Origin of the sequence: Zhongshania aliphaticivorans (genome assembly GCF_001586255.1) — a bacterium.
GTDB classification, from domain to species: domain Bacteria; phylum Pseudomonadota; class Gammaproteobacteria; order Pseudomonadales; family Spongiibacteraceae; genus Spongiibacter; species Spongiibacter aliphaticivorans.
In genome coordinates, this window is the sequence record NZ_CP014544.1 from 67,961 (window position 1) to 91,116 (window position 23,156).

Genomic DNA, 23,156 nt, shown 5'->3' on the forward strand with positions numbered 1-23,156 from the left:
ATCCTTTACAAGGTTTTGATATATTCGATTAGATCCCAGCGCTGCTTGGGCGTTAAGGCTGGCAGTACGGTTTTACCGTCCAGTTGGGGTGTGCGCCCCGCGCCGTATTCGTGGCCTGCGTTTAAGTCCCCGACTCTGAAGGTCGTAAAGTTAGAACCGTCGTAGCCGCTGCTGCGCAAACCAACTTTAACAGGATCAAATTCTCGGCTGCCCACTTTAAATTCATCGGGTCGATACTCTCCTTCCTCTGGGTCGGCAATACAGCCCGCCACCACGGGTTCTGGGCACAGCCGTTTTTTCGGTAGCAGTAAATCGTATAAGCTGGGTACCGAGCCGTTGTGCAAGAATGGCGCCGTCGCCCAAATGCCATTAAGGGAGCGCGCCTTATAGGCTAGCAGTGAGTTATACGGTTGCGCTGTGGTGTCGGCTTGGTAATTACCACTTTTGATGGTGGCTTTAATCTCGTTGTCGAAAAAAGACATCGCAATAGTGTAGAACCAATCTAAGACTCGACGAATTGAATTTTTATCTGGGTCAGGTGTGGCGACCACGCCTTTGGTGGCCGACGTGAGTATTTGTACCACTGGGGCATCGACGGCAATATAGAGTTTGCCGACATCCGTGGCCTGTACGGTCTGGTTAAAATTGCCCGATTTGCCCGAGCTGTTAACGCTATTCACCGCCATTGCCGGATCGGTGCCTACTAAATTTATGTCCATCATTTTGCCAATGACGACGCGATCCCAGTTGTCGGGTTTAATGACTTCGTGGCAAGACTGGCAGTATTGAGCGTAGACAAAGCGGCCGCGCTCGGCTTTTTTAAGGTCGATTTTCCCCAGTATTTGCTCTGGCCATTTTGGCGATTGCAAACCACGTAAATGCGACTCGAGGCGTTGCAGGTTTACTAAATCAATAGACGATTTAAAATCGATTTGCTCACTCTTCCTGCTCTGCCCGGTTATCCATGCCGAGATAGACGAGAAATTGAAACCGGGTTTATGAGAAGACCAATCTAATTTGCCAAATACGCCAATGACTTCGCCAGCATTGCGGCCCAGTGGTCCCACGCCGGCATTATTCGCCAAGCCATTCCATTGCACATAGTCAGACTGCGCAATATCCCAAAGAAAGGGGTAGCTAACCGGTGCATCGGGTTCATTAAAAATCATATTGCGAATGCGCAATAGTTCGCGCTGGCTTAGTCCGGGGTAGTCTCCGTCGCTAGAGGCTAAGCGTGTTAGCACTAGAGCGAATTGTGAGTCTATTAATATATTTTCGCCGACCCCTTCAAGTACGGCATTTATTTGGCTGGCGTTAAGCAGTGGTCGGCCAGTGACTGAGGTACTTAGTGCCAAGGCTTCGGCGAGTTGTTCGCGGTTAATAATATGCTGCAACACGCGGTTGTATATCCGGCCAAAAGCGTCGAGTCGGGCATAGCCATATTTGATGTGACTGTGGTTTACGGTGTTATATAAAGCAATAATTTGCATCCACTCACGAAGATCGCTAATGACTTTATCGGCCTCGTGGTAATTATTGTTTAGGGCCAAGACCTTGTCGACAAAGCGGTTGAGCTTGGCATCGTCTTTGAGGGTGGCCGCCATGGATTTTTCCAGTGCGTGTAAAAAGCTGACAAGATCTGCCATGGCTGGGCCGCCGTCAATGCGAATCGCCTGGCCTTGATAATTGATTTGTCCAGTGTGGCAGGCAGCACAGGTAAAGCCCATGTAATCGTGGCCTTGATAACTGTCTTTTACAAAGCCAACGGGTAAGCCATCGGGATTGAAGAAAGTCGATTTTTGCGGCAGGTAGCGAAACTTGTCGATATTGAGATCGGCGCGAAACAATTTCTCGCTGGCTTCTTGCTCTAAGACTAAAAAGAAATCGTAGGGAATGAGGTCAGAGCCTTGAGTGGTATTGTAAAACCACAGGCTGTCGGCGGCATCCCAGCCTTGATCGCCAGTGTAAACTGGGGTGCTATAACTCTCGCCAAAAGCGCCGTTGGCGATTGCGATGGCGCCGCGATCCGGATCTTGATCCCAGTGTTGGTAGGTTTTGCCCGCAGCGAGCGCTAGGGCCATGATTAAACCGAGTATTAAGATGAAAATAAACAGCAACTTGCGGTAGCGATACGCTAAGACGAGCGGGCTGGCGGCACGGGATAATATGGACATTTGGGCGCTCCTTGCCAAATTAATACGATTTTATTATTGTGTGTGACATAGTGAAGTGCCGACAAAAGCACTGATAATACTGAGCTTAGTGAATATCGACGTGCTCAATAAATAGCAGTTAAAAATGAATTTAGCAAACAAAGGCTGCTATATAAGTAAAAAATTATCACTATGTCATATCGCTAAATCTGCGCAACAACGCTGGGGGAAACGGCTGGCCATTTAATGGCGAAGGCCCTCAGTATCCGCTATGGCAGTAGCTCCTTGATTTTGATTACGCCATTTTTTGTGTCTCAGCAGATGCCGCTGGATGCGCGACGTTTCCATCTCACTTTTTATTGATCGCTAATTTAAAACACGAGTACCGCAGGCGTGAGCATGCCTGATGATGTGGGTCGCACGCTAGGTTTTCGATTCTCTGTTCAAACACCTTAGCTACCGCCGTGGGTGATTTAATGACTAAACCCCTAGATTAAGGTGGCGTGGATTTTGGCACAGTTGCCTCCTCGGCTGTATTGGCATTGCTTTTAGTGGCGACGGTCATTTGCGCAAGATGGCGACTTCCAGTCTCAGTTAGGGCATTGACTTAACGTTGCTCAGGTTTTCGAGAGGCGAGTGAGTTATCATTAGCGGCTAAGATTACTACACGCTAATAAGAAGGGACGCGCTTTTGGAACAGCTTAATTTAGCGGAATTACTGACGTTTAACGGCCGCAGTGTGGTGCTAATGCCCAGCGATGCCAGCGCTCGCCAATGCCGCGAGCGCATTGCCCAGTTGCGCGGCAGTCACGATCAGGCATTTATCGAAACCATTACGGTGATGCCTTTGGATCAGTGGTTTGCCGAGTTATGGGATGCCAGTTTTCCGGCTAAGCAAGTGCTGCGCCCTATTCAATTACTGGCTTTGGCCAGAGACATTATTGAATCCAGCGATTACTTCCCTGACAACTGTCTAAATAGCATGGCGATTGCTCGCCAGTTTGTAGATGCTTTTCAGCTCCACGCCCAGTACCGTTTGAGCGGCGACCGCGAGTATTATTTATTTTCCCAAGAGTACCAAGCTTTTCATCACTGGCAGCAAGCGCTGCAGGCCATATTAGATGAGCAGCAGGCGCTGAGTGCCCAGCAATTACCAGGGGCTTTATTGCCTATGTTGGCCGAGGGCAGTTTAGATCTGCCCGATCAACTAATACTGAGCACGGAGTTAAGCCTTAGCCCAGCGCCACGGCATTTTATTGAGCAGTGCGCTGAAGTACTGTCGATTAAACAACTGACAATCGACGGCTTTAGCGCTACCCCGCTTTTTCAATCTGCTGCGCAATTAGAGCAAGAGTGCGAAGCGCTCACCGCGTGGTTGGGAGATTACCTGAGCGCCGAGGGCGAACACGCCAATAAATTGCTCGCCGTATTGGTGCCAGATATAAATCAATACCAGCCGGTATTGCAGGCGGTGTTGCAACGTCAGCTTTATCCCAGTGGCCTATTTCCGGCAGCAGATACTCAGACCCGTGAACCTTGGTTGTTTGATGGCAGCGAAACACTCTTGTCTTACCCGCTGGTTAAATCAGCGTGGGATCTGATCTCACTCGCGTCTAAGGCATTGCCACTAGAGCAATTTAGCCGCGTGCTGCGCTCGCGCTTTGTGCGCGGTTGGCCAGCGGCGCGCAGCGTGCGGGCGCGGCTGGATTTGCGCTGGCGAGATCGCCTCGGTCCGGAGACCACCCTCAAAAGCGCGCTGGCCTTGGCAAAGAAGATCGAACAAGACGAGCCGCAGGTCAGTGATTTTCTTCACGATTTAGCCGCAATGCTCAAGACCATGCCGAGCGCGCAATTGCCTTCGGAGTGGGTGCGATTTTTTGATCAGTTGCTGCTCAGCGCGGGCTGGCCCAATGCCGATGATGACGACCCCGTGGTGGAACAATGCCGCCGTGGTTTTAGTCAGGCCATGGATGTGTTTCGCGCCCTCGACCGGCAACTGGGGCCGGTGAGCCACGACAGCGCCCTGTCTTGGCTGCAACATATTCTCAGTACCAAACGCTTTTCAGTCAGTCGCGACTGGGCTTGCCCAGTGCGAATTATGCAATACGACGATGCCCTCGGCCTACGCTTTGACGCCGTGTGGGTTATGGGCCTTGATGACGGCGCTCTGCCGCGCCGCGTTGAACCCTCGCCATTTTTGCCACTGGAATTACAGCAGCGAGCGGGGCTAGAAGACAGCGATCCCAGCCTGTGTTTGCAGCGCGACCGCGCCTTGCTCAACAGCTTATTAGCCTCGGCGCCGCTGGTAAAAATCAGCCACTGCCGCGAGAGCGAGGTTGGCAGTCCCCAAGGCCCCTGCTCACTGCTGCCTCAGTGGCAGGAGGATGAGCAGCGCGAGATTGGCAATCGCTACCAAGCCAGCGGCCAAGTGACGACACCTGCCAGTGATGATGTGCGGGCGATTGATCCCGCCCAGCGCGACAGTATTCGCGGCGGCACCGGCTTGTTTAAGGAGTACGCCAGCAGCCCATTTTTCGCCTTTTTAAAATACCGCTTAAATCTGCGCGAGTTCCCCCAGCCCGCCGAAGGTTTAGACCATCGGGTGCAGGGCATTTTGGTTCACGACACTATGCAGCATGTTTGGGAGCGGTTAAAAAACAAGGCGGCTCTCGATGCTCTAAATAGCGTGCAGCTAGAGGCCGCCGTGCGCAGCTGCTGTGAGCAGGCATTAGCAGGCCCAGAGTTTAGCGTTGCCCGGTTTGGCGAATCCTTATTAAATATTGAAAAAGAGCGCGTGATTCGCTTGGTGTGCAGCTGGTTAGAAGAAAAAGAAAAACAGCGCCTGCAAGATTTTGAAGTGATCGCGGTTGAGCAATTAATTGAAACCAAATTAGCAGGTATTCCCCTGCGCTTGCGCATGGACCGCATTGATAATATTGGCGGCAAGCATCTGGTAATCGACTATAAAACCGGCAGCATTAATGGTCGCTCACTTAATGTCGATAGCCTGACCGAACCCCAGTTGCCGATCTATGCTTTGGTGCAGTCGGGAGATGAAGCTAAGGACTCACTGCATATCGACGGCGTCATGCTCGCCCAGCTTAAAAGCCCAGAGGACTTAGCCATTCATATGCGCAGCAATTGGGCCAATAGCGTGATTGCAAAACGCCCAGACAAAGACAATGACGTCGACAGCCCCGATAAATGGCAGGCGGAACTCGATGCCTGGTCAACCGCACTGCAAGGCATGGCCGAAGGCATTTTGGCGGGCAATATTCAGCATGATTACAGCCAGAATTACGGCCGCAGTTTTAGTCAGTTTTTACTGCCCCTGCTGCGCGATAGCCTTGAACAGGAGGATGCCGAATGAGCAATTTTCCGCGTCCGCCAGACCAAGATCAGCGCGAGCTTGCCGTTGACCCCAGCCACTCAGTATTGGTACGCGCTCCTGCTGGCTCCGGTAAAACCGGCGTGTTGCTGCTGCGCTATTTGCGCTGCCTGCTCACCGTTGACCAGCCAGAAAAAGTGGTCGCCATTACCTTTACGAATAAAGCGGCAGGCGAAATTAAAGAGCGGGTTATCCATGCCCTGCAAGCTGGCGCCAAGGCCCAGAGCGGTGATAATAGCGAGTCGCCTAGCTCAGGCTTTGAAGAAGATATTCGGGATGCCGTGAATCAGGTATTGGCCCACGACGCTGCCCAACATTGGTCCCTGCTAGAGAACAGCGCCCGCCTGCGCATAACCACCTTCGACAGTTTTTGCGGCAGCCTAGTCCGCCGCCTGCCCTTGCTGTCAGGTTTGGGCGCCGCCGCGCCGCTTAGTGATGCCGATGCTCTTTACCGCGAGACAATACTCAGCCTGTTTAGGCAAATGGACGCCGCCAATTGCCCGCCAGCCTTGGCCGAGGCCCTGCAGAGTCTATTGGCCTACGGCAGCAACCGTATAGAAACCCTGTTGCCCTTGCTTGCCGCGCTGCTGTCTAAGCGCGATCAGTGGTTAAAGGACGTGCTGAGTGGCGATATTGATGAAATGGAGCAGGCGCTTGCCGAGGAAGTCGCCAGTCAATTTGAGCCCGCCTGGGAGGCATTGCAGGGCTTAAACATCGATCAATTAATTCGCGGTTTTATTGAATCTTCTGGCGGCAATGAAGCCCATGCCTGGGCGGGAGATCTGCGCTCAGCCGATGATTTGGGGCTGGATGATTTTGAGTTAATTCAAACCTTGGCGAGCACCATGCTCAGCGGCAAGGGTGAGCTGTATAAACCCCGCTCTTTAAACTACGCCGGACTCAAAGCCGGTCAGCCGGGCACCGCCGAGGCCAAGGCTTGGCTTAAAAACCTAGAAGACATTGATCAGTTTGCGCAGGTATCAGACCACCTCGCTTGTATCGCCAATTTGCCGCCACCGTATTTCCCTGATAGCAGCCGGGAATTGGTTGGTCATTTCCGTCTTGCCCTTGCGTATTTACTGGCGCATTTGCGGCTTAGTTTTGAGCGCAAGGGCGGTGTCGATTTTGGCGAGATCGCCCAGCGCGCGATTATTGCGTTAAGCAGCGAAGGTGCTATTGAACACGGCGAAGCCATTGGCGATGCGCTATTAGTAGAAGATCGTGTTCGCCATATATTGGTGGACGAGATGCAAGACACCTCGGTGAGCCAAATCGAATTACTTGAGGCCCTATGTCAGGGCTGGGAAGAACGCGACGGCCGCAGTGTGTTTTTCTGTGGCGATTTACAGCAATCTATCTACGCATTTCGGGGCAGTTTGGTGAGTTTGTTTGACGAACTTATGCAGCGTGGTAGCTTTGCCGGAAAAACCCTTGTGCCTTTGCAGCTTAAGGCCAATTTCCGCTCCTCACCCGATTTGGTTAACTGGGTGAACGACGCCTTTAAAATTTTGTTTACCGACCGTGGCCGTCACTACGAAGCGGCCCTGCCCCAGCGTAGCAATACAGGCTTGGTGAAAATTCATCCCCAGGTGTTGGCCAAGGGCGTGGATGGGAAGGCAGGTGCAGCACTGGCAGAGGCGAAGCAGATCGCTGATTATCTTGTCGCTTTACAGGCTCGGGATGCCGAGGTCGGCAAGGTGTCGTCGGTGGCGATTCTGGTTCGCAGTCGCAGCCATTTAAAACAGATTATTCCGGCGCTCAAGGCGGCGGGTTTGGACTTTTCTGGTCAAGATATCGACAGCCTTGGCACCACCCCAGCGGTGATGGATTTTATGGCTCTGCTGCGGGCGCTGTGGCACGAGGCCGACGACGTCGCTTGGGCCAGCGTGTTGCGCGCCCCTTTCGTTGGCCTGAGTTGGGATGATTTGTTGCAGTTGCGCGAAGGCGGCGCTCTACTTCGCGATGCGATTATGGATGAGGCGCACAGTGTTCATCTGACTGACGATGGCAGGCTTGCGGTGGAGCGCTTGCGCAGCACCATGCAGTGGTTGGAGAGCTGCCCCGAAAGCCGTGACCTGCGCTGGGCGCTGCGCAGTGCGTGGCATTTACTGGGTGGCCCAGCCTGTATCGAAGCCCATCAGCAAAGTGATATTGATCGGGTGCTGCGGCTATTAGACGACTACGCCCCTGCGGGTTTGCTGGAAGATATTCAGGCGCTGGAACGTGCTTTAGAGCGTTTATACGCCGCCCCGCCCAGTAGTCATATTGAATTAATGACGGTACATAAATCTAAGGGTCTGGAGTTCGACGTTGTCATCTTGCCGGGGCTTGGCGCGGCGGGTCGCAATGCCGACCGTGAGCTGTTGGCGTGGCAGCGCCTGCGCGGCCATATGATTTTTGCCCCTAAACCCCAACGCAATAATAGTGAGAAAGCGGCAGACAAGCTCTATAACTATATGAGTGAGAGCCAGCGTCGGGCTCTTGATGAGGAAATGGACAGGCTAATCTATGTGGCCTTGACCCGTGCCAAGCGTGAGCTACATTTATTTGGGGTTTGCCAAATCAACAGCAAAGGCGATGTTGCGGCCAAATCCGGTAGCGTATTGGCAAGGTTGTGGGACAGCGTCGGTGAGGCTTTTGAACAGGCCGAGCTTATTGAGCAAGACGACGATGTTGCGCCAATGCGGGTTCCTTTGGCGCCGCGTTTGCGCAATTACGACATAAACCTTAGCCCCGCATGGCAGCCGCCGGAGCCGGTGGTGTCGCCTTTGCAGCGTGCTCAGCGGCAAACCGAAAATGCGGTGTTGGAAGATAATATTGAAGACCGCGCAGTCGGTATTGTGTTTCATGAACTGATGGAGCGGCTTGGCCGCGGTGGCGATAGCGCGAGCTGGACGGCAGATGAAAGTCGTTTACGGCAGGGGGTTATTCAGCGTCTGCGCCATCACTGCCATCCTGAACCAGCTCTGCAAGACAGTGTTGATCGGGTGCTGAGTTTATTAAGCAATACCCTAAGTTGCGCCAAGGGCCAGTGGATACTCGCGAGCTATCAGTGGCAAGACAGCGAACAGACTATTCGCCGCATGCTCGCAGGGCAATGGCAAACTCTGATTTTAGATCGTGTTTTCATCGACGATGGACGCTGCTGGATTGTGGATTATAAAACAGCCAGTAGCCGTGGCAGCGTCGACGCGTTTTTAGACGCACAAGCGGAAAGATATAGTGCAAAAATGCGAATTTATGCACAAGCTTTACGGGCAACTGGGGTAGAATGCGCGATCTCGACGGCGCTGTATTTCCCAGCGCATCAGCGTTTGCTGGTATTGGAAGAAATTTAAGTGTTTGGCTAAGCCCATGGGGCCTAGTTTTGATTGGCTATTTAGCGGCTGTATTGCTCGTATTTGGGAATGGTTTTACATGAAACAAGCGCTTTATTTCGGTGTGCTTTCGGTATTGCTGGCGGGTTGCAGTCAGTTTAAAACCAATAAACAAACGGCGCCGATCCCAATTAATTTAGAAAGCCATGTTCAGGCGCTCGATGAGAACGCGCAAGCGGAGGACGTGCCAACACCGACGCCGAAGATTATCACCAGTAATAGTCGTACTATGTTACTAGGCAAGTGGTATGGCATTCGTAAAACCAATAATGGCGGTCAAAAAGAGTGGCTAACCGAGCGTTCGGCAGACGGCACTTACCGGGTTGATTTTCGCTTCACCGCTAAAAATGGTGATGTTCGCACCCAGTCGGAAGTGGGATTTTGGGGCGTCTCTGGCGGCACCTATTTCCGTATTTTTAGGGGCTGGATCACCATAGAAGGGATGAAACCGGCCGACCCAACCAAGGCAGATCATTATGATGCCTATGCCATTCAATCACTCAATGACACCTACTTTAGCTATAAGCATGTTAACCGTGAGCACGTCTATACGGTGAAAAAAATGCCAGCAGATTTTCGCCTTCCCCTCAATGTTAAAAGCGAAAGTGACGAGCCTTTAACGTTTAGTTTTTAACTGCTAATGACCGTTTTGTGGCGTTAATTATAAAAACCAACGCGCCGCAAAGGGCACAAAGACGGCGGTAAATGCGCCGGTTAGGCACAGCGCTAAGCTAGAAAAAGCGCCGGCCACGGGGCTGCGTTCAAATGCGCGGGAAGTGCCAATAGCGTGGGCGGCAAGGCCCAAACAAAAGCCCCAAAGTCGATCGTCCTGAATATCCAGCCTATTAAATAGCCACGTAATAGTGGTGATCCCCACTACGCCGGTCAAAATAACTGAGGCTACCGCGATGGTGGTAATGCCGCCAATGTCTTGGGTAACGGCTATCGCAATTGGGGTGGTAATGGATTTAGTCGTTAGAGACAACAAGGTGCTTTGATTAGCGCCAAACAGCCACGCGAGGATTAAAGCTGATGCAGAGGCAAAAATAGCGCCAACGGTGACTGTGATCAGTAGCGGCCCAGCCATATTGCGAAGCAAATGCAATTGCCGATATAGGGGCACCGCCAGCGCGACGGTGGCCGGCCCCAGTAAAAAAGTCAGCCAATCAATATTACGGTAATAGGCGTGGTAGTCCTGGCCAAGTACTATAAGAGCGAGGGCGATGAGGCTCGCGCCACTAATAGTGGGGTGCAAAATTGCGGCTCGACCACTGCCCAAATACATAAACATGGCGCCTTGGTAGGCGAGTAACGTCAGGGTAATGGCAAACAGCGGGCCGTGGAATAAATCGCTCATAAATGGCTACTGCGTCGCTGTAAAAAGCGAATTAACAGACCGCAAAAGACCAAGGTGCAAACGGTGCCAAGACTGACTGCGGCAATAAAGGCCGGCCACTGATCGGCAAAGCCTGCGCCTAAAAAGAAGACACCTGCCGCCGGTGCCATTAATAATAAAGGCAGTAATTCAATTAGCTTTTGGCTACCGCTTTCTAAGTCCTTTGGCACGCTGCCGCGTATGCACAAACCACAAAACAGCAATAGCATGCCAATTACGGGGCCAGGCAGGGGTAGGTTTAGCGCGCGCTGCACAAACTCCCCGACCAGTTGGCAGCCGAGCAGCGTTAAAAAGCCTGCTAGCATCAGCGCTTAACCATGGGTAGCGCGCTCGCAATGGCGCAAAGGCCTAGGCCAATAAAAGCAAATAGCGACCAGTTCGGCATGCTTAAGCCAAACAGTGTCCACACGATTTCGGCGCAATTGCCGTCGCCAATCATGAGGGTGCTAAAGGCTTCGCCAAAAGGCAAATTGGCAAACATATATTCGAGGCTAGGGCCGCAGGCGGGAGCTTGATCAGCCGGAAGGCCTTGCAGCCAAACTTGCCGATACGCTACGGCGCCGCCAAGCGAGGTGAACAACACCATTAGACCAGCACTGAGGTAGCGGCCTTTTTGTTGGGGGTGGATAAGCAGCGCGGCGAAGGCGACCAGTGCGGTAAGCACAAAAAATGCGCGTTGAGTTATACACAGTGGGCAGGGGTGCAGGCCATCAAAATACTGGGCATACAGTGCATAGCCCAGCAGAGCGCAGCAGCACGATACAATAAAAGCGTAAATCCAGCGGGATGTGAGCGGCATTTGAGTCTCTCCGTGAACGCCATACAGTAGGGGATTATCTAAAAACAGACAAGTCCGACCTTGGTCGTGTACTTTAGTGCGACCTTAGGTCGGGTTTAGGGCTAAATTCATTACATAATTGGGCGATTAAATTTGGGTATAACATTGCGAATTGTTGGTTTATCAAGGGTAGTACCTTCGCTAGCTCCGGCCCGCAGTGAGCCAGTGGATTGTCGCGCTTTACCCGTTGGCCGATGCGCGCAAGCATAGTTTCAATCGTCTGCCAGTTGCCCAAATTACTCAGTACATCGTATTGGGCCAGCACTCGGATCTGGCGTTTAGCTGGGCTTGGGTAATTGTCGCAGCGTTCGAGCAGGCTGCGATAGCTCTGGGCGTTAAATTCTTTCAGGTCTTGGTGGTGAAAGCGCGGCCAGTTCACACTCAAACAGTGATCAAAACACACGTCTAACATAATGCCACCATAGCGGCGGTAACTTGGCGGCAGTGCCTCCAGACATTCGCCAACCAAGGGGTGGCTGTCGGTTAGCGCATCAATGCGTCGATGCAGACGAATGCCGACTTCCCAAGCACTGGGGTAGTCACCGCGCAGGGGGCCTTTAACAAAATCGCCTAATAACCCCCCTACTAATAGACCTTTGGCCTCTAAGTTACAGCGTTGTGCAACTTGTTCGGCGAGCAGAAAATGGGCGAGGTAATTCACAGTCCTTGGTATTGCTCGTAAAAGCGGGCGAGGTATTCGTCAAAATCCTCACCGGCCTGCTCAGCCTCGATCTTGGCTTGGGCCGCAAAAGACGCTTCTTGTAGGCGTTTGAAACGGGCGACCTCCGCTGAGCGTAAACCGCGTTCGCGAAAATCCTTGGCATGGAGCTGAGACTGGGCCATGGCATAGTGATAATACGATTCTACGCCGCCTTCCAGCTCCGCTACTATCTGGGCCGAGGGCGTCAGTGTCGCGTCGCGGACTTTCGCTAGTTGCTGAGCACAGCTGGCGCTGTAGTCTGAGCTGCGGTGGGCGGTGTCTAATTGCGCGGCAATTTTATTGATGCCGCCGATCAGCTCCTCGGCCCAATCTTTAAGGGCGCGGGGCTGGCCGTGTTGCTTCAATTGCAGGCCAGGTTCCCGGCCACGGTTGACCACGTCTAATAGATTTGCGCTGATTTCGGCGTTGTTATCGTCGTCGCAGGGCGGGCTGTCTTGATATAAGCAGAACAACAAAAAGGCGTCGATAAAGCGAATTTGCTCCGCGTTTATGCCCAGTGGCAGCATGGGGTTGACGTCTAAACAGCGCACTTCAATATATTCCACCCCAGCGCGGCGCAGCGCACCTATTGGGATTTCGCCACTTTGGGTGACGCGTTTGGGGCGAATGGGGCTGTAAAACTCATTTTCTATTTGCAGCAAACCACTGGATAATTGCTCTTCCTTGGGGATTTTTTCGTAGTCAGGGTGAGATGTGGTAATGCCTTTGCGCAGCGTTTCCACGTAAAAGTCGAGGTGGTTGTAGCAAATGTTGAGGTTTTGCTGGGCATCGCTTTGGTAGCCTAAATCGCCCATGCGCAGCGACGTGGCGTGAGGGCCATAAAGGGTGTACTCGCCACAGGCTTCGAGCTGGTGAGGACGACCGTTCAAAAAACAGCGAGAAACCGCTGGCGCGGCGCCAAACAAATACACCAGTAGCCAAGCGTAGCGGCGGAAATTGCGGATAATGCCGAAATAGCTATTGGTGATATAGGTTTCCAGTAGCAATTCGCTGCCATCGGCGGCGTGCAGCTCAGCCCATAGTGATTTAGGTAGCGAGAAATTATAATGAATGCCCGCAATGGTCTGCATTTTACGACCGTAGCGGTGGCCTAAGCCCAAGCGATAGCGGGTTTTCATGGTAGCGGTATTGCTGCTGCCGTAGCGGGCCACGGGAATTGCTTCGTCGCCTTTGCCTAAACGACAGGGCATGCTGGCATTCCAGATGATTTCGTCCTTGAGTTCACTATTGGCAAAACGATGAATGGCGTCTAGCTCGGCAAGTGTTTCGTCAATGGAGGCGCTGACGGGCGTGATAAACTCGAGCAGGGCTTCAGAGAAGTCGGTGGTAATAGAGGGGTGACAAAGCGCGGAACCAAACGCGGCGGGGTGATCGGTTTGCGCCAGCATGCCCGCTGGGTCGGCGCGTAAGCTTTCCTTCTCGATGCCGCGCATGATTTGGCGCAGCAGATGCTGCCGTGGTTCTTCTGCAAAAAAAGCCAGTCTTTGTTCTATCGATGCGGCCAAAATGGCATCCTCTGCGGAGCATAAAAAGGCCGCTCAGTGTAAATCCGCGTTAAGCTACTAACAAGCATTGTTGATGACGTGATTGTCATGTTCATAAATACAGATAAAACGATAAATGATAGGGGAGATAGGCATGGCCGAAGCGCAGGCGGGAATTTTTGTTGAGGGCACGCTCTCGCATTTCTTCTTGGAGTACCAACTTATTGAGGGCGTCACCGAGGCGCAGCTGAGATCGACACTGGCTAGCGCCATTGCGTTGCCGGTGAGCGCCGAGCTTAATTGCGTGTGGGCGTTTGGCGCGGATTGCTGGCGGCGGCTTGCCCCTGCCGGGGTGCCGGAGGCCCTTAAGTCCTTTAGCCCTATTGGCGAGGGTCGGCGAATTGCACCTGCTACCCAGCACAGTATTTTACTCTGGGTGCATGGCAATAATCACAGTGCAAATTTCGATGCGGCGATGGCAGCGACTGCGGCATTGGCGGCGGTGGCGACGTTAAGCCTTGAGAAAATTGGTTTTCTATACAAAGACTCCCGGGACTTATCGGGCTTTATTGATGGTACTGAAAACCCCAAGGGGCGGGGTCAACAACAGGTTGCGCTGATTCCTGATGGCGAGCTGGGCGCGGGCGGCAGCTTTGTAATGAGCCAGCAGTGGATACACAATTTGGCGGGATTCCACGCGCTTAGTCAGCACCAGCAAGAAGCGGTAATTGGCCGCACCAAACCAGACAGTATCGAGCTGGATGACGAGCGTATGCCAGAAAATTCCCATGTTAGTCGCAGTGATGTAAAAATAAATGGCGAGGCACAAAAATTATATCGGCGCAGTGTGCCCTATGGTGGGGTGCAACAGCATGGCTTGTATTTTCTGGCATTTAGCCGCGATATTCAGCGATTTGATCGTATATTAGCCAGTATGTTTGGCTGTAGCGGTGACGGAATACACGATCGCTTAACCGATTTCTCGACCCCAGTGAGCGGAAGTTATTGGTTTGCACCCTCTCGTGCTGAACTTTCTGCAATAGGCCCCCTCTAATCATTTGAAGTCTCCTACTCTAGGTATATTTGAGCGCTCATATGAGCGCTCTTTTTTTTGCCTTAAGAAACGCGGGACGGGAGATGGGAGACGCTTATATTCGCTGGCGCTCACTGCCGTAAGACGGAAGTCGGGGGCCGGATGACTGACGCTTAAGGACATTTCTTGTCGCTCTGAGGTCGTCGCTTCGGACACCCAACCCAGCTTTTGCGTCTTCGGTCTCCCGGCAAGCATTCAGCGCTTTACACCTGTCCATTTGCTTGGCATTGTCAGGCTCATAAAAGTAATCATGTAAAACATGGAGACAATAATGAGTAATGCCCCGGCTATTCCCGCACTGAAATCAGTCGCTCTTTTGTGTTTCTCGTCACTATTCTTGGCGTGCGCTAAAGCCCCGCCACCGGAGGACGCGCCCGCTGAGGCAAGGGCGGTCGAGTGGACGAAACACGGCGGCGGTGATGCCGAGCAGCGATTTTCGCCCTTGGCGCAAATTAGCCCAGATAATATTTCACAACTGGGTTTAGCTTGGGCATTCGACTTGGGCGTGAGCCGCGGCATTGAGGCCACGCCGCTGGTGGTTGACGGTGTTATTTACGTCACCGCCACGTGGAATAAGGTATCAGCGCTCGACGCCAAAACGGGCGCACTGCGCTGGCAATACGACCCCAAGGTTGATCGCAGCAAGGCCGCCGATTTGTGCTGTGACGCGGTAAATCGCGGGGTGGCCTACGCCGATGGCAAAATTATTACCGGCACCATCGACGGCCGTTTGCTGGCCCTCGACGCTAAAACCGGCGTCAAACTCTGGGATACCATTACCGTTGATCAGAGCCAGCCTTACACCATTACTGGAGCGCCCCGCATTGTTAGGGACAAAGTCTTTATTGGTAATGGCGGCGCGGAGTACGGTGTTCGTGGTTATGTCTCGGCTTACGATATAAACACCGGCGCGCTGTTGTGGCGCTTCTACACCGTGCCGGGTAATCCCGCGGATGGTGCTGAAAGCCCGGCCATGGCCAAGGCCGCAGAAACCTGGAAAGGTGAATGGTGGAAATTTGGCGGTGGTGGCACGGTTTGGGATTCCATGGCCTACGACCCCGAGTTAGATCTGCTCTATATTGGCGTGGGCAATGGCTCGCCATGGAACCAGAGCATTCGCAGCCCGGGTGGTGGCGATAATCTCTACCTCTCCTCCATTGTGGCGCTGCGACCCGACACGGGCGAATATGTTTGGCACTACCAAACCACGCCGGGTGAGACTTGGGATTACACGGCCACCCAGCACATGATCCTGGCCGACGTAAATATTGACGGCAAAGCCCGCAAGGTCATTATGCAGGCGCCTAAAAATGGCTTTTTCTATGTGATTGATCGCGTCAGCGGCGAGCTGTTGTCAGCGAAAAACTATGTGCCGATCAACTGGGCAACACACGTCGACCTCGAAACTGGGCGCCCTGTTGAGATTCCCGAGGCGCGCTGGGGTGGCAAAGCACCCTATATGCAATTACCTGGGCCGTTTGGCGGCCATAACTGGCATCCCATGTCGTTTAGCCCCGATTCTGGCTTGGTCTATATTCCCGCCATGGAAACGCCCTATGTTTATGCCCAAGATGAAAACTTCAGCTTTAACAGCAAGGGCTGGAATACTGGCGCAGACAGTGCCATGGGTTCACTGCCGACCGATATCGCCCAATTTAAGGCGGTTAAAGCAGCAGTAAAAGGCCGCTTGTTGGCGTGGGACCCGGTGAAACAGCAGCCCGCGTGGCAGGTGGAGCACAATAGTCCATGGAATGGTGGCGTATTGTCGACTGCGGGCGGCTTGGTGTTTCAAGGCAACGCCGACGCCAAGCTGGTGGCGTATCGGGCCGACAACGGGGAGCGACTATGGGATTTCTTTGCGCAAACCGGCATTGTTGCGCCACCCATCAGCTATGAATTGGATGGCGAGCAGTATATAGCGGTTGCCTCGGGCTGGGGTGGTACGTTTGCCTTGGTATACGGCGGCTTGTTTCCGGCTGAAAGCGACGCTGGCGTGGGGCGCTTAATGGTATTTAAGTTGGGCGGTAAAGCGAGCCTTCCCGCGATTTCGGATAAGGTGACTGCGCGACCAGCACCGCCAGAGTCAACGGCAGACGCGAAAACCATTGCCAGAGGAAAGGTACTCTACGACAGCAATTGCGTGGTGTGTCACGGTGATCATGTCATATCTAGCGGCCTAATCCCGGATTTGCGCTGGTCGCCGCTACTCGCGACTGATGCCGCCATTCAAGCCGTTGTTATCGATGGCTTATTAAGTTCGCGCGGTATGCCATCGTTTAACGGCGTGCTGACGAAGTCAGATGCGCAGGCATTGCGCAGTTACATTATTCATGCCGCCCATGAAGGCTTAGAGGCAAAATTAGATATCGGTAAATAAGACACACCCTCATGCGTCTCGGGTAGCGAGCTTGAATTATTCAGTGAGCTGCCCGAGCGCGCATTGTCAGGCGCTGGCTATTTGCCAATACTGAACTAAGCTCATGGTGCACAGTCAAAGCCTGTGTTCGTTTCCTCAATAGACAATAGAGAAATTATGAAACAGCTTCTGATAGGAACTACAATCGCAGCATTCGCCACTTTACTCATGGCTTGCTCCGACGACAAAGCCACTACCGCACCTGCTGCCGAGAAAGGCTCTACTGCGATAAGTATCGACACCGGCGAAGGCTCCTTTGGTTATAAAAGCGATAGCGACGGCGAAAATACCTCGCTGACCGTTGATGCAGACGGCGGCGACGGCAAAGGCAAAAAATAGCTTTTTTGCTAATTAGCCGAAAAAGGGCAGATCATGTGAAGGTGATCTGCCCTTTATTGTTTCCGATATTCAAGGTTTAGATCGCCGCCACACTTTTTACGGCGCAGAGGCTCTGGAGGTCATCAATAAAATGGCCGAGGGCGCGACGCTCTATGGCGCGTATTTTTTCTTGCTGCGCCTTACTTAGCATGTGATACATCGATGCGGCGCCGAAATCGCCAAACAGAATATTGGCGGCTTCGTCGAACAAGGTGTTGTGAGCGTATAGATCGCCATGACAAACTTGTTGGGCATGCAAATGCTCAAATACCGCGGTTATCTGCGCAGTTATTTTACTGACTTGCGCTGTTGATAATGAAAAATTCGCAGGGAAGGTGTCGCGGGTGCAGCTGCTTAAGCTTGGCGGCAGACCCAGGTTTTTATAGTTAGGCGGTATTAAGCTCATGATCAATGCGAGGCAGTCGGCTTCGTTCACCTGCGCTAGCGATTTCACTAAATTAGGGTGGTCGCCCACTTTTAAGCAGGCGCGCAACTCATCGCGAGGGTAGCCATCACTGGTAACCTGGCCTTTAAATACTTTTACGGCGACCTCGTGAGGAAAATCTTGTTGCGGAGCATTCCACGTCGCCCTTGAGATTACTCCTGATGCACCTTGTCCCAGCACGCGGTGTAGGGTGTAACTTGACGATGCAACGAATGGCACTGATGGGCCGTCACTGTCTGCCGTGCTAAAGGGATTGCCAGCAAAGGCCAGCCACGCGAGTTTTGGTAGGTCGAGTATGTGCTCGGGACATTGCTTGAGCTGATTTGCAGAAATACGCAGCAACTCAAGATGAGTGCAGTGGGCCAAACTCAGCGGTAGCTGTTGCAGACGATTACCCGCCACTAGCAGTTTTTGAAGTTGTGAGCGCTGGCCTATTGCATCGGGTAAAGCGTCTAGGCGATTGTCGGTAAGTGTTAACCAGCGTAATTTTGGTGGTAGTGCACTGCCGCAAATCTGCGTTATTTGATTGGATTTAAAGCCGATCATTTCTAAGTTCTCACACTGACCTAGCACCTCGGGCAGTGAGCGAAAACGATTGTTTGAAGCAAAAATAATTTTCAGTTTTTTAAGCTGACTGAGCTCGTCGGGTAAACTGCATAATTGATTATTAGACACATCCAGTATTTCGAGACTGTCGGCGAGACTGAGTATTTCAGCGGGCAAGGATGTCAGATTTGCCGAGATCTGTAGGCGTTTTACGCCGACCAGTTCACCCGATTTAAGCTGCGCGAGGGTATGCAAAATATAATTCCATGGTGTGTGCTAAATTTAGCGTTTGAAGCCTACTGAATATAGCCGTAAAAGGAAAGAAAGCGGTGCGCCGCTGTCAAACATCGATACCACAATATAAGGGAATATTATGACTGGGAATTCAGATACCCGAGATACACTGGCGCTTGAGCGGACGCGTATGGCTAATGAACGTACCTTTCTTGCCTATATTCGAACTGGCTTGTCACTTTTGGCTGCGGCGGCGGTTTTGTTTCAGTTCTTCTCAAAGATTAATTCTTATGTCGCCACGGTGTGGGTCTTGGTCGTTTTAGGTGTGCTGGTGTTGGTGATTGGCTTACTGCGTTTTTACACAGTAAAAGCAGAACTTAATCGCTATGCCGTGAGTCTGAAAGACTTACAGGCTAGCAATAAGTGATATTAGTATCGCCTTAGCAATTCATCGTTATTTATCTGTGCTATCTTGAAAAGCACAGCGTCGCATTAGCAAAATAAAGAGGATATAGAATTATGGATATTGTTCGTATTATTTTTGCAATTTTCTTACCGCCAGTTGGCGTATTTTTACAAGTTGGTTTAGGTAAACATTTTTGGATCAATATTATTCTCACGCTATGCGGTTATCTGCCGGGAATTATTCATGCGGTTTATATTATCGCCAAAAAATAGATAAATGACCGACACTGAAACCGAACGGCGACTGCGACGCAGTCGTCAGCTCGCAATCTTGCTTGATGGCGCTTGGGGCATTCCCTATACCCCTTGGCGCTTTGGTTTAGATGCGTTGCTTGGGCTGTTGCCGGTGGCCGGGGATTTGTTTAGCGCCCTCCTCGGTCTGGGGATTATTGTGCAAGCCAGAAAGCTCAAGGCACCGCAGTCATTGCAGTTAAAAATGTTGGGCAATATTGCCTTGGATTTTTTATTGGGTAGCGTGCCGATCATCGGTGACATAGCCGATGTCGCGTTTCGTAAAAACATGCGTAATGTGGCTTTGCTTGAAACGTGGGTGGCAGCAGTTGATGCTGAAAAATAATACTGATTTTTTAACTCTTCCAATACGTCGGTGTTAGCACCAGTATTACGGTCATAAACTCCAGTCGTCCAAGTAACATTCCCACACTCAAAATCCATTTACTGCTATCTGGCAGGCTAGAAAAATTTCCTGCGGGGCCAATGATATCGCCTAATCCGGGGCCAACATTCATGAGCGCGGTAGCGGCGCCGGTGAGGCTGGTAGTAAGGTCTAGGCCGCTGAGCGCAAGTAGCAGAGTAATCGCAACCAGCGAGATCAGCATAATAAAAACAAAGGTCACTGCCGAGAGCACAATACTGTCGTCGACGGGGCGTTTATTGTAGTGACGGTGGATCATGGCGCGGGGGTGCACCGCGCGAACAATGCTTTCTTGCATCATCATAAATAGCAATTGAAAGCGGAATATTTTAATGCCACCGCTAGTGGAACCCGAGCAACCGCCAATGAACATGGCAAAGAAAAATGCCGCTACGGCTAACTCACCCCACTGCGAATAGTCACCGCTGGCAAAGCCGGTGGTGGTAATGACTGACACTAAATTAAAGGTGGCATAGGTGAGGGCGTGGGCTAGATCGATGTCGGTTTCGGAGAGTAGATGCAGAGTAATAATGACACTGAGAACCAGCAGAGTGAGTAAAAAGCCACGAATCTGTTGGTCGTTAAATACTTGCCAGTGGCGCTTAATAATGAAGTGCACGTAAATCGTAAAAGGCATGGCGCCAAGTATCATAAAGAAGATTGCTATCCAGTGACTGGGCAGGTCGGCGAACTGCGCAAAGGAGCTGTCTGAGGTCGAATAGCCGCCAGTGGATATGGTGGTCATGGCGTGGTTGACGGCGTGAAAACTGTCCATGCCGTCGAGCATATAGGCGCCGGCGCACAGCAAGGTAAGGACGATATAAACGTAGATGATCATAGTGACCATGGTGCCGGAGCGTGTGGTTTTGTCTGACCAGTCAGAGGACTCAGTTTGAAATAAGCGCATACCGCCGACTTTTAAAAAAGGCAAAATCGCGACGGCCATGCCGATGACGCCGAGCCCGCCTACCCACTGTAGCATAGAGCGCCACACTAGAATGTCGTGGGCCATGCCGTCTAGGCCAACCAAGACCGTCGAGCCGGTGGTTGTCAAACCAGAAACCGATTCAAACACCGCGTCGGTAAAGCCGCAAAAGCCGGGTATTAATAGAAAAGGTAATGCCCCAGTCAGGGAAATTAGCAGCCACGAGCTGGTGGTAATTAAGAACATTTGTCGTGGTGTTAGCATGTTCATGCGGTAGGAGCGCGAGAGTAACCAACCACAGGCCGCGAGCGTCACGGTTAAACCAAGCGCACCGGCAAAGGCGCGGCTATTGCCGGTGTTGTAAATGATGGCCATTAGCAGCGGTACAGCCATTAGCAGGCCAAATACCAGTAAGATTAAGCTGCAAACCTTGAGTACGGGTTTAATCAGTGAGGTTTGGCTCATCATCGTCCTACCGTCACTTGCCGGTCAGTGGGTGCTTGGTCATTGCGATGTTATCGGCTGGTTAACGTTGATGATACCGAGCTCTGCGGAACCGGCGCCACAGGAGATAATCGATTTAAAGGCGGCATCTAACTTAATGTCGGGGCGTGGTTCTACACAATCTGCTGGCAGGTGGTAGACAAAACCCGATGTGGGGTTGGGGCCAGTGGGAACGAAGACGGTAAACCAGCCGTTGCTGTGACGACTGGTGATAATAGCGGTTGCTCTTGACGGGATGTGGCTGCCATAGAGCTGCACCACCGCCACTTCACCACGGGTAAACGGTGAGTTGCTATTGGTGCCAAACATTTGCTGAATAATGTCGCGAATCAGTTTGTAGCCTGGAGCAAAGCGCGCTAAATGGGCGTCGACAAAATTTTGTATCCAGAGCCCAGCGCGGGTGGCGACGAGGGTGCCAACCATAAAACAGGCGATGAGAATGAGCGCAATAACGGCGACGTCGATGACTAAGCTTGGCGCACCGGTAATGCGCTCTAGTGGGTCAGTCAGTGGTGCAATCAGCGCTTGGACACTGTGCATTGCCCAGCGCAGCGCCAGTAGTAGGATGACAATGGGCGCAATAACCAATACGCCACCGATAAATGATTGGCTAATAAAATGTTTGAGCTTATCCATAGCGATCCAAGTTGGTCTCGGTCAGTGTTTATAGTAGCGAGTTTAGCGACGGACTACATCGCCAATATGGGTGTATTTGTGCCAGAGCATTTTCACGGAACCTTAACGTAATAGACTTAATAGACCGTCTAGCAAGCGTTCTAATTTACGCAGTGAGCCGCATTCCGCCACATAGTGCGCGGCACTTTGGTAGCGACGGATCTCTGAGTCGCCGGTATTCCAACTAAATTGGGATTCGGGGTTAAACCACAGCACCAAGCGAGCGCGGTGGTAAATATCGCGCAGCGCGGCAATGCCGGTATCGCCGCCATTACCTCGGCCGTCGCCTAAGATAATGACGCAGCTGCGGCGGTTGAGTTTGTCGGCAATTTGATCGCGAAAGGTATTGAGGGCCAAACCGTAGTCGCTGCTACCGAGGCCGTGACGCTGCTGCACAATGGCGAGAGCCTCGTCGGCGGGGTATTGGCGAAATAAATCAGTGACTTCAATACTGCGCCCGCAAAACACAAAGCAGCGGGTGCTGGGCAATACGTCGCTGAGGGCCTGCATAAAGAGCAGTAGCACACGTGACCACGCGCTAACCGAGCCACTGATGTCGCAGAGTACAAAAATCTCACTTTTATCTTTGCGCGTGGTCTTCCAAAAACGGTGGAAGGGAATGCCGCCGTAGGCGATATTGCGGCGCAGGGTTTTGCCCAAATCGAGCTTGCCCTTGCGGGCGTGACGGTGGCGTTGGCGGTGCCGTGAGGCGAGCTTTTTAGCGAGCTTGCGAATTAGCGGTGGCAGGCGCTCGCGATGGTAAGACTCCATGGCCGACAGTGAACTGTTCTGGAGTATATCGTCGCGAATGGCGCGGCTTGAGGCGTCGTTATTGAGTAGCAGTTGTCGGTTAATAACATCGATTACCGCCGCGATTTGCGCGTCGCGTATTTGTTCGAGCCAGTTGGCGCGCTCGTCGTTGCCCGCTTCGCGCAACGCTTGTATTTCGATCTGGCGCTGGTTGTCGCCGAGGACATCGAGAATACGGCGCCGAAATACGCCGCGCTGGGTGCGAAACTGAATATTTTCGATACCTGCTTCAGCGGCGGCGCGCATTACGTCGGCGCGGGTTTGACTACCTTGCCCGCCCCCGCCGCCACCTTTGCCGGGCATTGCTGAATCGCCCTGGCCTTCGCCGCTGGCTTGGCCGTCACCGACTTCGCCTTCATTAGCTTGCTCGCTGCTCGGCAGGTTTTGCTCGGTATTTGCTGCTTGGCTGTCGCTGCTGTTTGCGTCTTGGCTATGGTCGAGGTGAAAGAATTGATCAAAACACAGGGCAAACGTATCGTTGTCGTCGACGGTTTTGGCGAGGCAGCTCGCCAGGCCATCGCGCAATAGTATCGGGTCGCTATAGCCTAGTGCCGCTGTAACTTGCATGGCATCTAAGGTTTCAGCGGTCGACACCGGCAGGCCGTGGTGGCGCAGATGACGAATGAATTGGAGCAGCGTGTTATCCATAGTGG

19 protein-coding genes are annotated in these 23,156 nt (G+C 52.4%); 9 read left to right on the forward strand and 10 right to left on the reverse strand.

Translation table 11 applies throughout. The annotated features are described in order from the left end of the window. Positions 1-5: 5 nt before the first annotated feature. Positions 6-2,174, reverse strand: coding sequence for a di-heme-cytochrome C peroxidase (locus tag AZF00_RS00360; protein ID WP_008253246.1), 2,169 nt, complete (start codon positions 2,172-2,174; stop codon positions 6-8). Positions 2,175-2,844: 670 nt separating this feature from the next. On the opposite strand from AZF00_RS00360, the gene AZF00_RS00365 reads away from it, so the two are divergent. The 3 genes from AZF00_RS00365 to AZF00_RS00375 all read left to right on the forward strand — a co-directional run bounded on the left by AZF00_RS00365 (position 2,845) and on the right by AZF00_RS00375 (position 9,552). After that, on the forward strand, positions 2,845-5,523 hold the full coding sequence (locus AZF00_RS00365) for a PD-(D/E)XK nuclease family protein (RefSeq protein WP_008253247.1): 2,679 nt from the start codon (positions 2,845-2,847) through the stop codon (positions 5,521-5,523). Further along, positions 5,520-8,879, forward strand: coding sequence for a UvrD-helicase domain-containing protein (locus tag AZF00_RS00370; protein WP_008253248.1), 3,360 nt, complete (start codon positions 5,520-5,522; stop codon positions 8,877-8,879). Before AZF00_RS00365 ends, AZF00_RS00370 begins: the two co-directional genes overlap by 4 nt. A gap of 79 nt (positions 8,880-8,958) precedes the next feature. Further along, on the forward strand, positions 8,959-9,552 hold the full coding sequence (locus AZF00_RS00375; protein WP_156474822.1) for a hypothetical protein: 594 nt from the start codon (positions 8,959-8,961) through the stop codon (positions 9,550-9,552). A 27-nt stretch (positions 9,553-9,579) separates the two neighbouring features. Here the strand turns inward: AZF00_RS00375 and AZF00_RS00380 are convergent, their stop codons facing one another. The 5 genes from AZF00_RS00380 to gshA form a co-directional block, all read right to left on the reverse strand. After that, on the reverse strand, positions 9,580-10,275 hold the full coding sequence (locus AZF00_RS00380; protein ID WP_008253250.1) for an LrgB family protein: 696 nt from the start codon (positions 10,273-10,275) through the stop codon (positions 9,580-9,582). Then, positions 10,272-10,619: a CidA/LrgA family protein gene (locus AZF00_RS00385; protein ID WP_008253252.1), complete on the reverse strand. Its 348-nt coding sequence runs from the start codon at positions 10,617-10,619 to the stop codon at positions 10,272-10,274. The genes AZF00_RS00380 and AZF00_RS00385 overlap by 4 nt, the downstream gene beginning before the upstream one ends. Further along, the gene (locus AZF00_RS00390; protein ID WP_008253253.1) at positions 10,619-11,113 is read right to left on the reverse strand and encodes a disulfide bond formation protein B; all 495 of its coding nucleotides are present in this window, start codon (positions 11,111-11,113) and stop codon (positions 10,619-10,621) included. Before AZF00_RS00390 ends, AZF00_RS00385 begins: the two co-directional genes overlap by 1 nt. Before the next feature lie 73 nt (positions 11,114-11,186). Continuing rightward, positions 11,187-11,813, reverse strand: a complete 627-nt coding sequence (locus tag AZF00_RS00395; RefSeq protein ID WP_008253254.1) for an acyl carrier protein phosphodiesterase — start codon at positions 11,811-11,813, stop codon at positions 11,187-11,189. After that, positions 11,810-13,378: a glutamate--cysteine ligase gene (gene gshA, locus AZF00_RS00400; protein WP_008253255.1), complete on the reverse strand. Its 1,569-nt coding sequence runs from the start codon at positions 13,376-13,378 to the stop codon at positions 11,810-11,812. The genes AZF00_RS00395 and gshA overlap by 4 nt, the downstream gene beginning before the upstream one ends. 133 nt (positions 13,379-13,511) lie before the next feature. Here gshA and AZF00_RS00405 point away from each other — a divergent pair, with 133 nt between their 5' ends. The 3 genes from AZF00_RS00405 to AZF00_RS00415 all read left to right on the forward strand — a co-directional run bounded on the left by AZF00_RS00405 (position 13,512) and on the right by AZF00_RS00415 (position 17,205). Beyond that, complete coding sequence (locus tag AZF00_RS00405; RefSeq protein ID WP_008253256.1) at positions 13,512-14,411, forward strand: Dyp-type peroxidase; 900 nt, start codon at positions 13,512-13,514, stop codon at positions 14,409-14,411. Between the two features lie 310 nt (positions 14,412-14,721). Further along, entirely contained in the window at positions 14,722-16,827 is a 2,106-nt protein-coding gene (locus tag AZF00_RS00410; protein WP_008253257.1) for a PQQ-dependent dehydrogenase, methanol/ethanol family, read from the forward strand. 156 nt (positions 16,828-16,983) lie between these two features. Further along, on the forward strand, positions 16,984-17,205 hold the full coding sequence (locus tag AZF00_RS00415; protein ID WP_008253258.1) for a hypothetical protein: 222 nt from the start codon (positions 16,984-16,986) through the stop codon (positions 17,203-17,205). Between the two features lie 76 nt (positions 17,206-17,281). On the opposite strand, the gene AZF00_RS00420 is transcribed toward AZF00_RS00415, so the two are convergent. Then, positions 17,282-18,490, reverse strand: a complete 1,209-nt coding sequence (locus AZF00_RS00420) for a leucine-rich repeat-containing protein kinase family protein (RefSeq protein ID WP_008253259.1) — start codon at positions 18,488-18,490, stop codon at positions 17,282-17,284. 118 nt (positions 18,491-18,608) lie between these two features. Here AZF00_RS00420 and AZF00_RS00425 point away from each other — a divergent pair, with 118 nt between their 5' ends. The 3 genes from AZF00_RS00425 (at position 18,609) to AZF00_RS00430 (ending at position 19,511) form a co-directional block, all read left to right on the forward strand. After that, entirely contained in the window at positions 18,609-18,896 is a 288-nt protein-coding gene (locus AZF00_RS00425; RefSeq protein WP_008253261.1) for a DUF202 domain-containing protein, read from the forward strand. A 92-nt stretch (positions 18,897-18,988) separates the two neighbouring features. After that, positions 18,989-19,147, forward strand: a complete 159-nt coding sequence (locus tag AZF00_RS18810; RefSeq protein ID WP_008253263.1) for a YqaE/Pmp3 family membrane protein — start codon at positions 18,989-18,991, stop codon at positions 19,145-19,147. A 4-nt stretch (positions 19,148-19,151) separates the two neighbouring features. Beyond that, on the forward strand, positions 19,152-19,511 hold the full coding sequence (locus AZF00_RS00430; RefSeq protein WP_008253265.1) for a DUF4112 domain-containing protein: 360 nt from the start codon (positions 19,152-19,154) through the stop codon (positions 19,509-19,511). Between the two features lie 10 nt (positions 19,512-19,521). Here AZF00_RS00430 and AZF00_RS00435 read toward each other — a convergent pair whose 3' ends face one another. The 3 genes from AZF00_RS00435 to AZF00_RS00445 form a co-directional block, all read right to left on the reverse strand. Next, positions 19,522-20,982 (reverse strand): TrkH family potassium uptake protein, encoded by a 1,461-nt coding sequence (locus AZF00_RS00435; protein WP_231856174.1) that lies wholly within the window; start codon positions 20,980-20,982, stop codon positions 19,522-19,524. Positions 20,983-21,018: 36 nt separating this feature from the next. Beyond that, positions 21,019-21,654, reverse strand: coding sequence for a DUF502 domain-containing protein (locus AZF00_RS00440; RefSeq protein ID WP_008253269.1), 636 nt, complete (start codon positions 21,652-21,654; stop codon positions 21,019-21,021). Positions 21,655-21,756: 102 nt separating this feature from the next. Continuing rightward, positions 21,757-23,151 (reverse strand): VWA domain-containing protein, encoded by a 1,395-nt coding sequence (locus tag AZF00_RS00445; protein WP_008253270.1) that lies wholly within the window; start codon positions 23,149-23,151, stop codon positions 21,757-21,759. Positions 23,152-23,156: the final 5 nt, after the last annotated feature.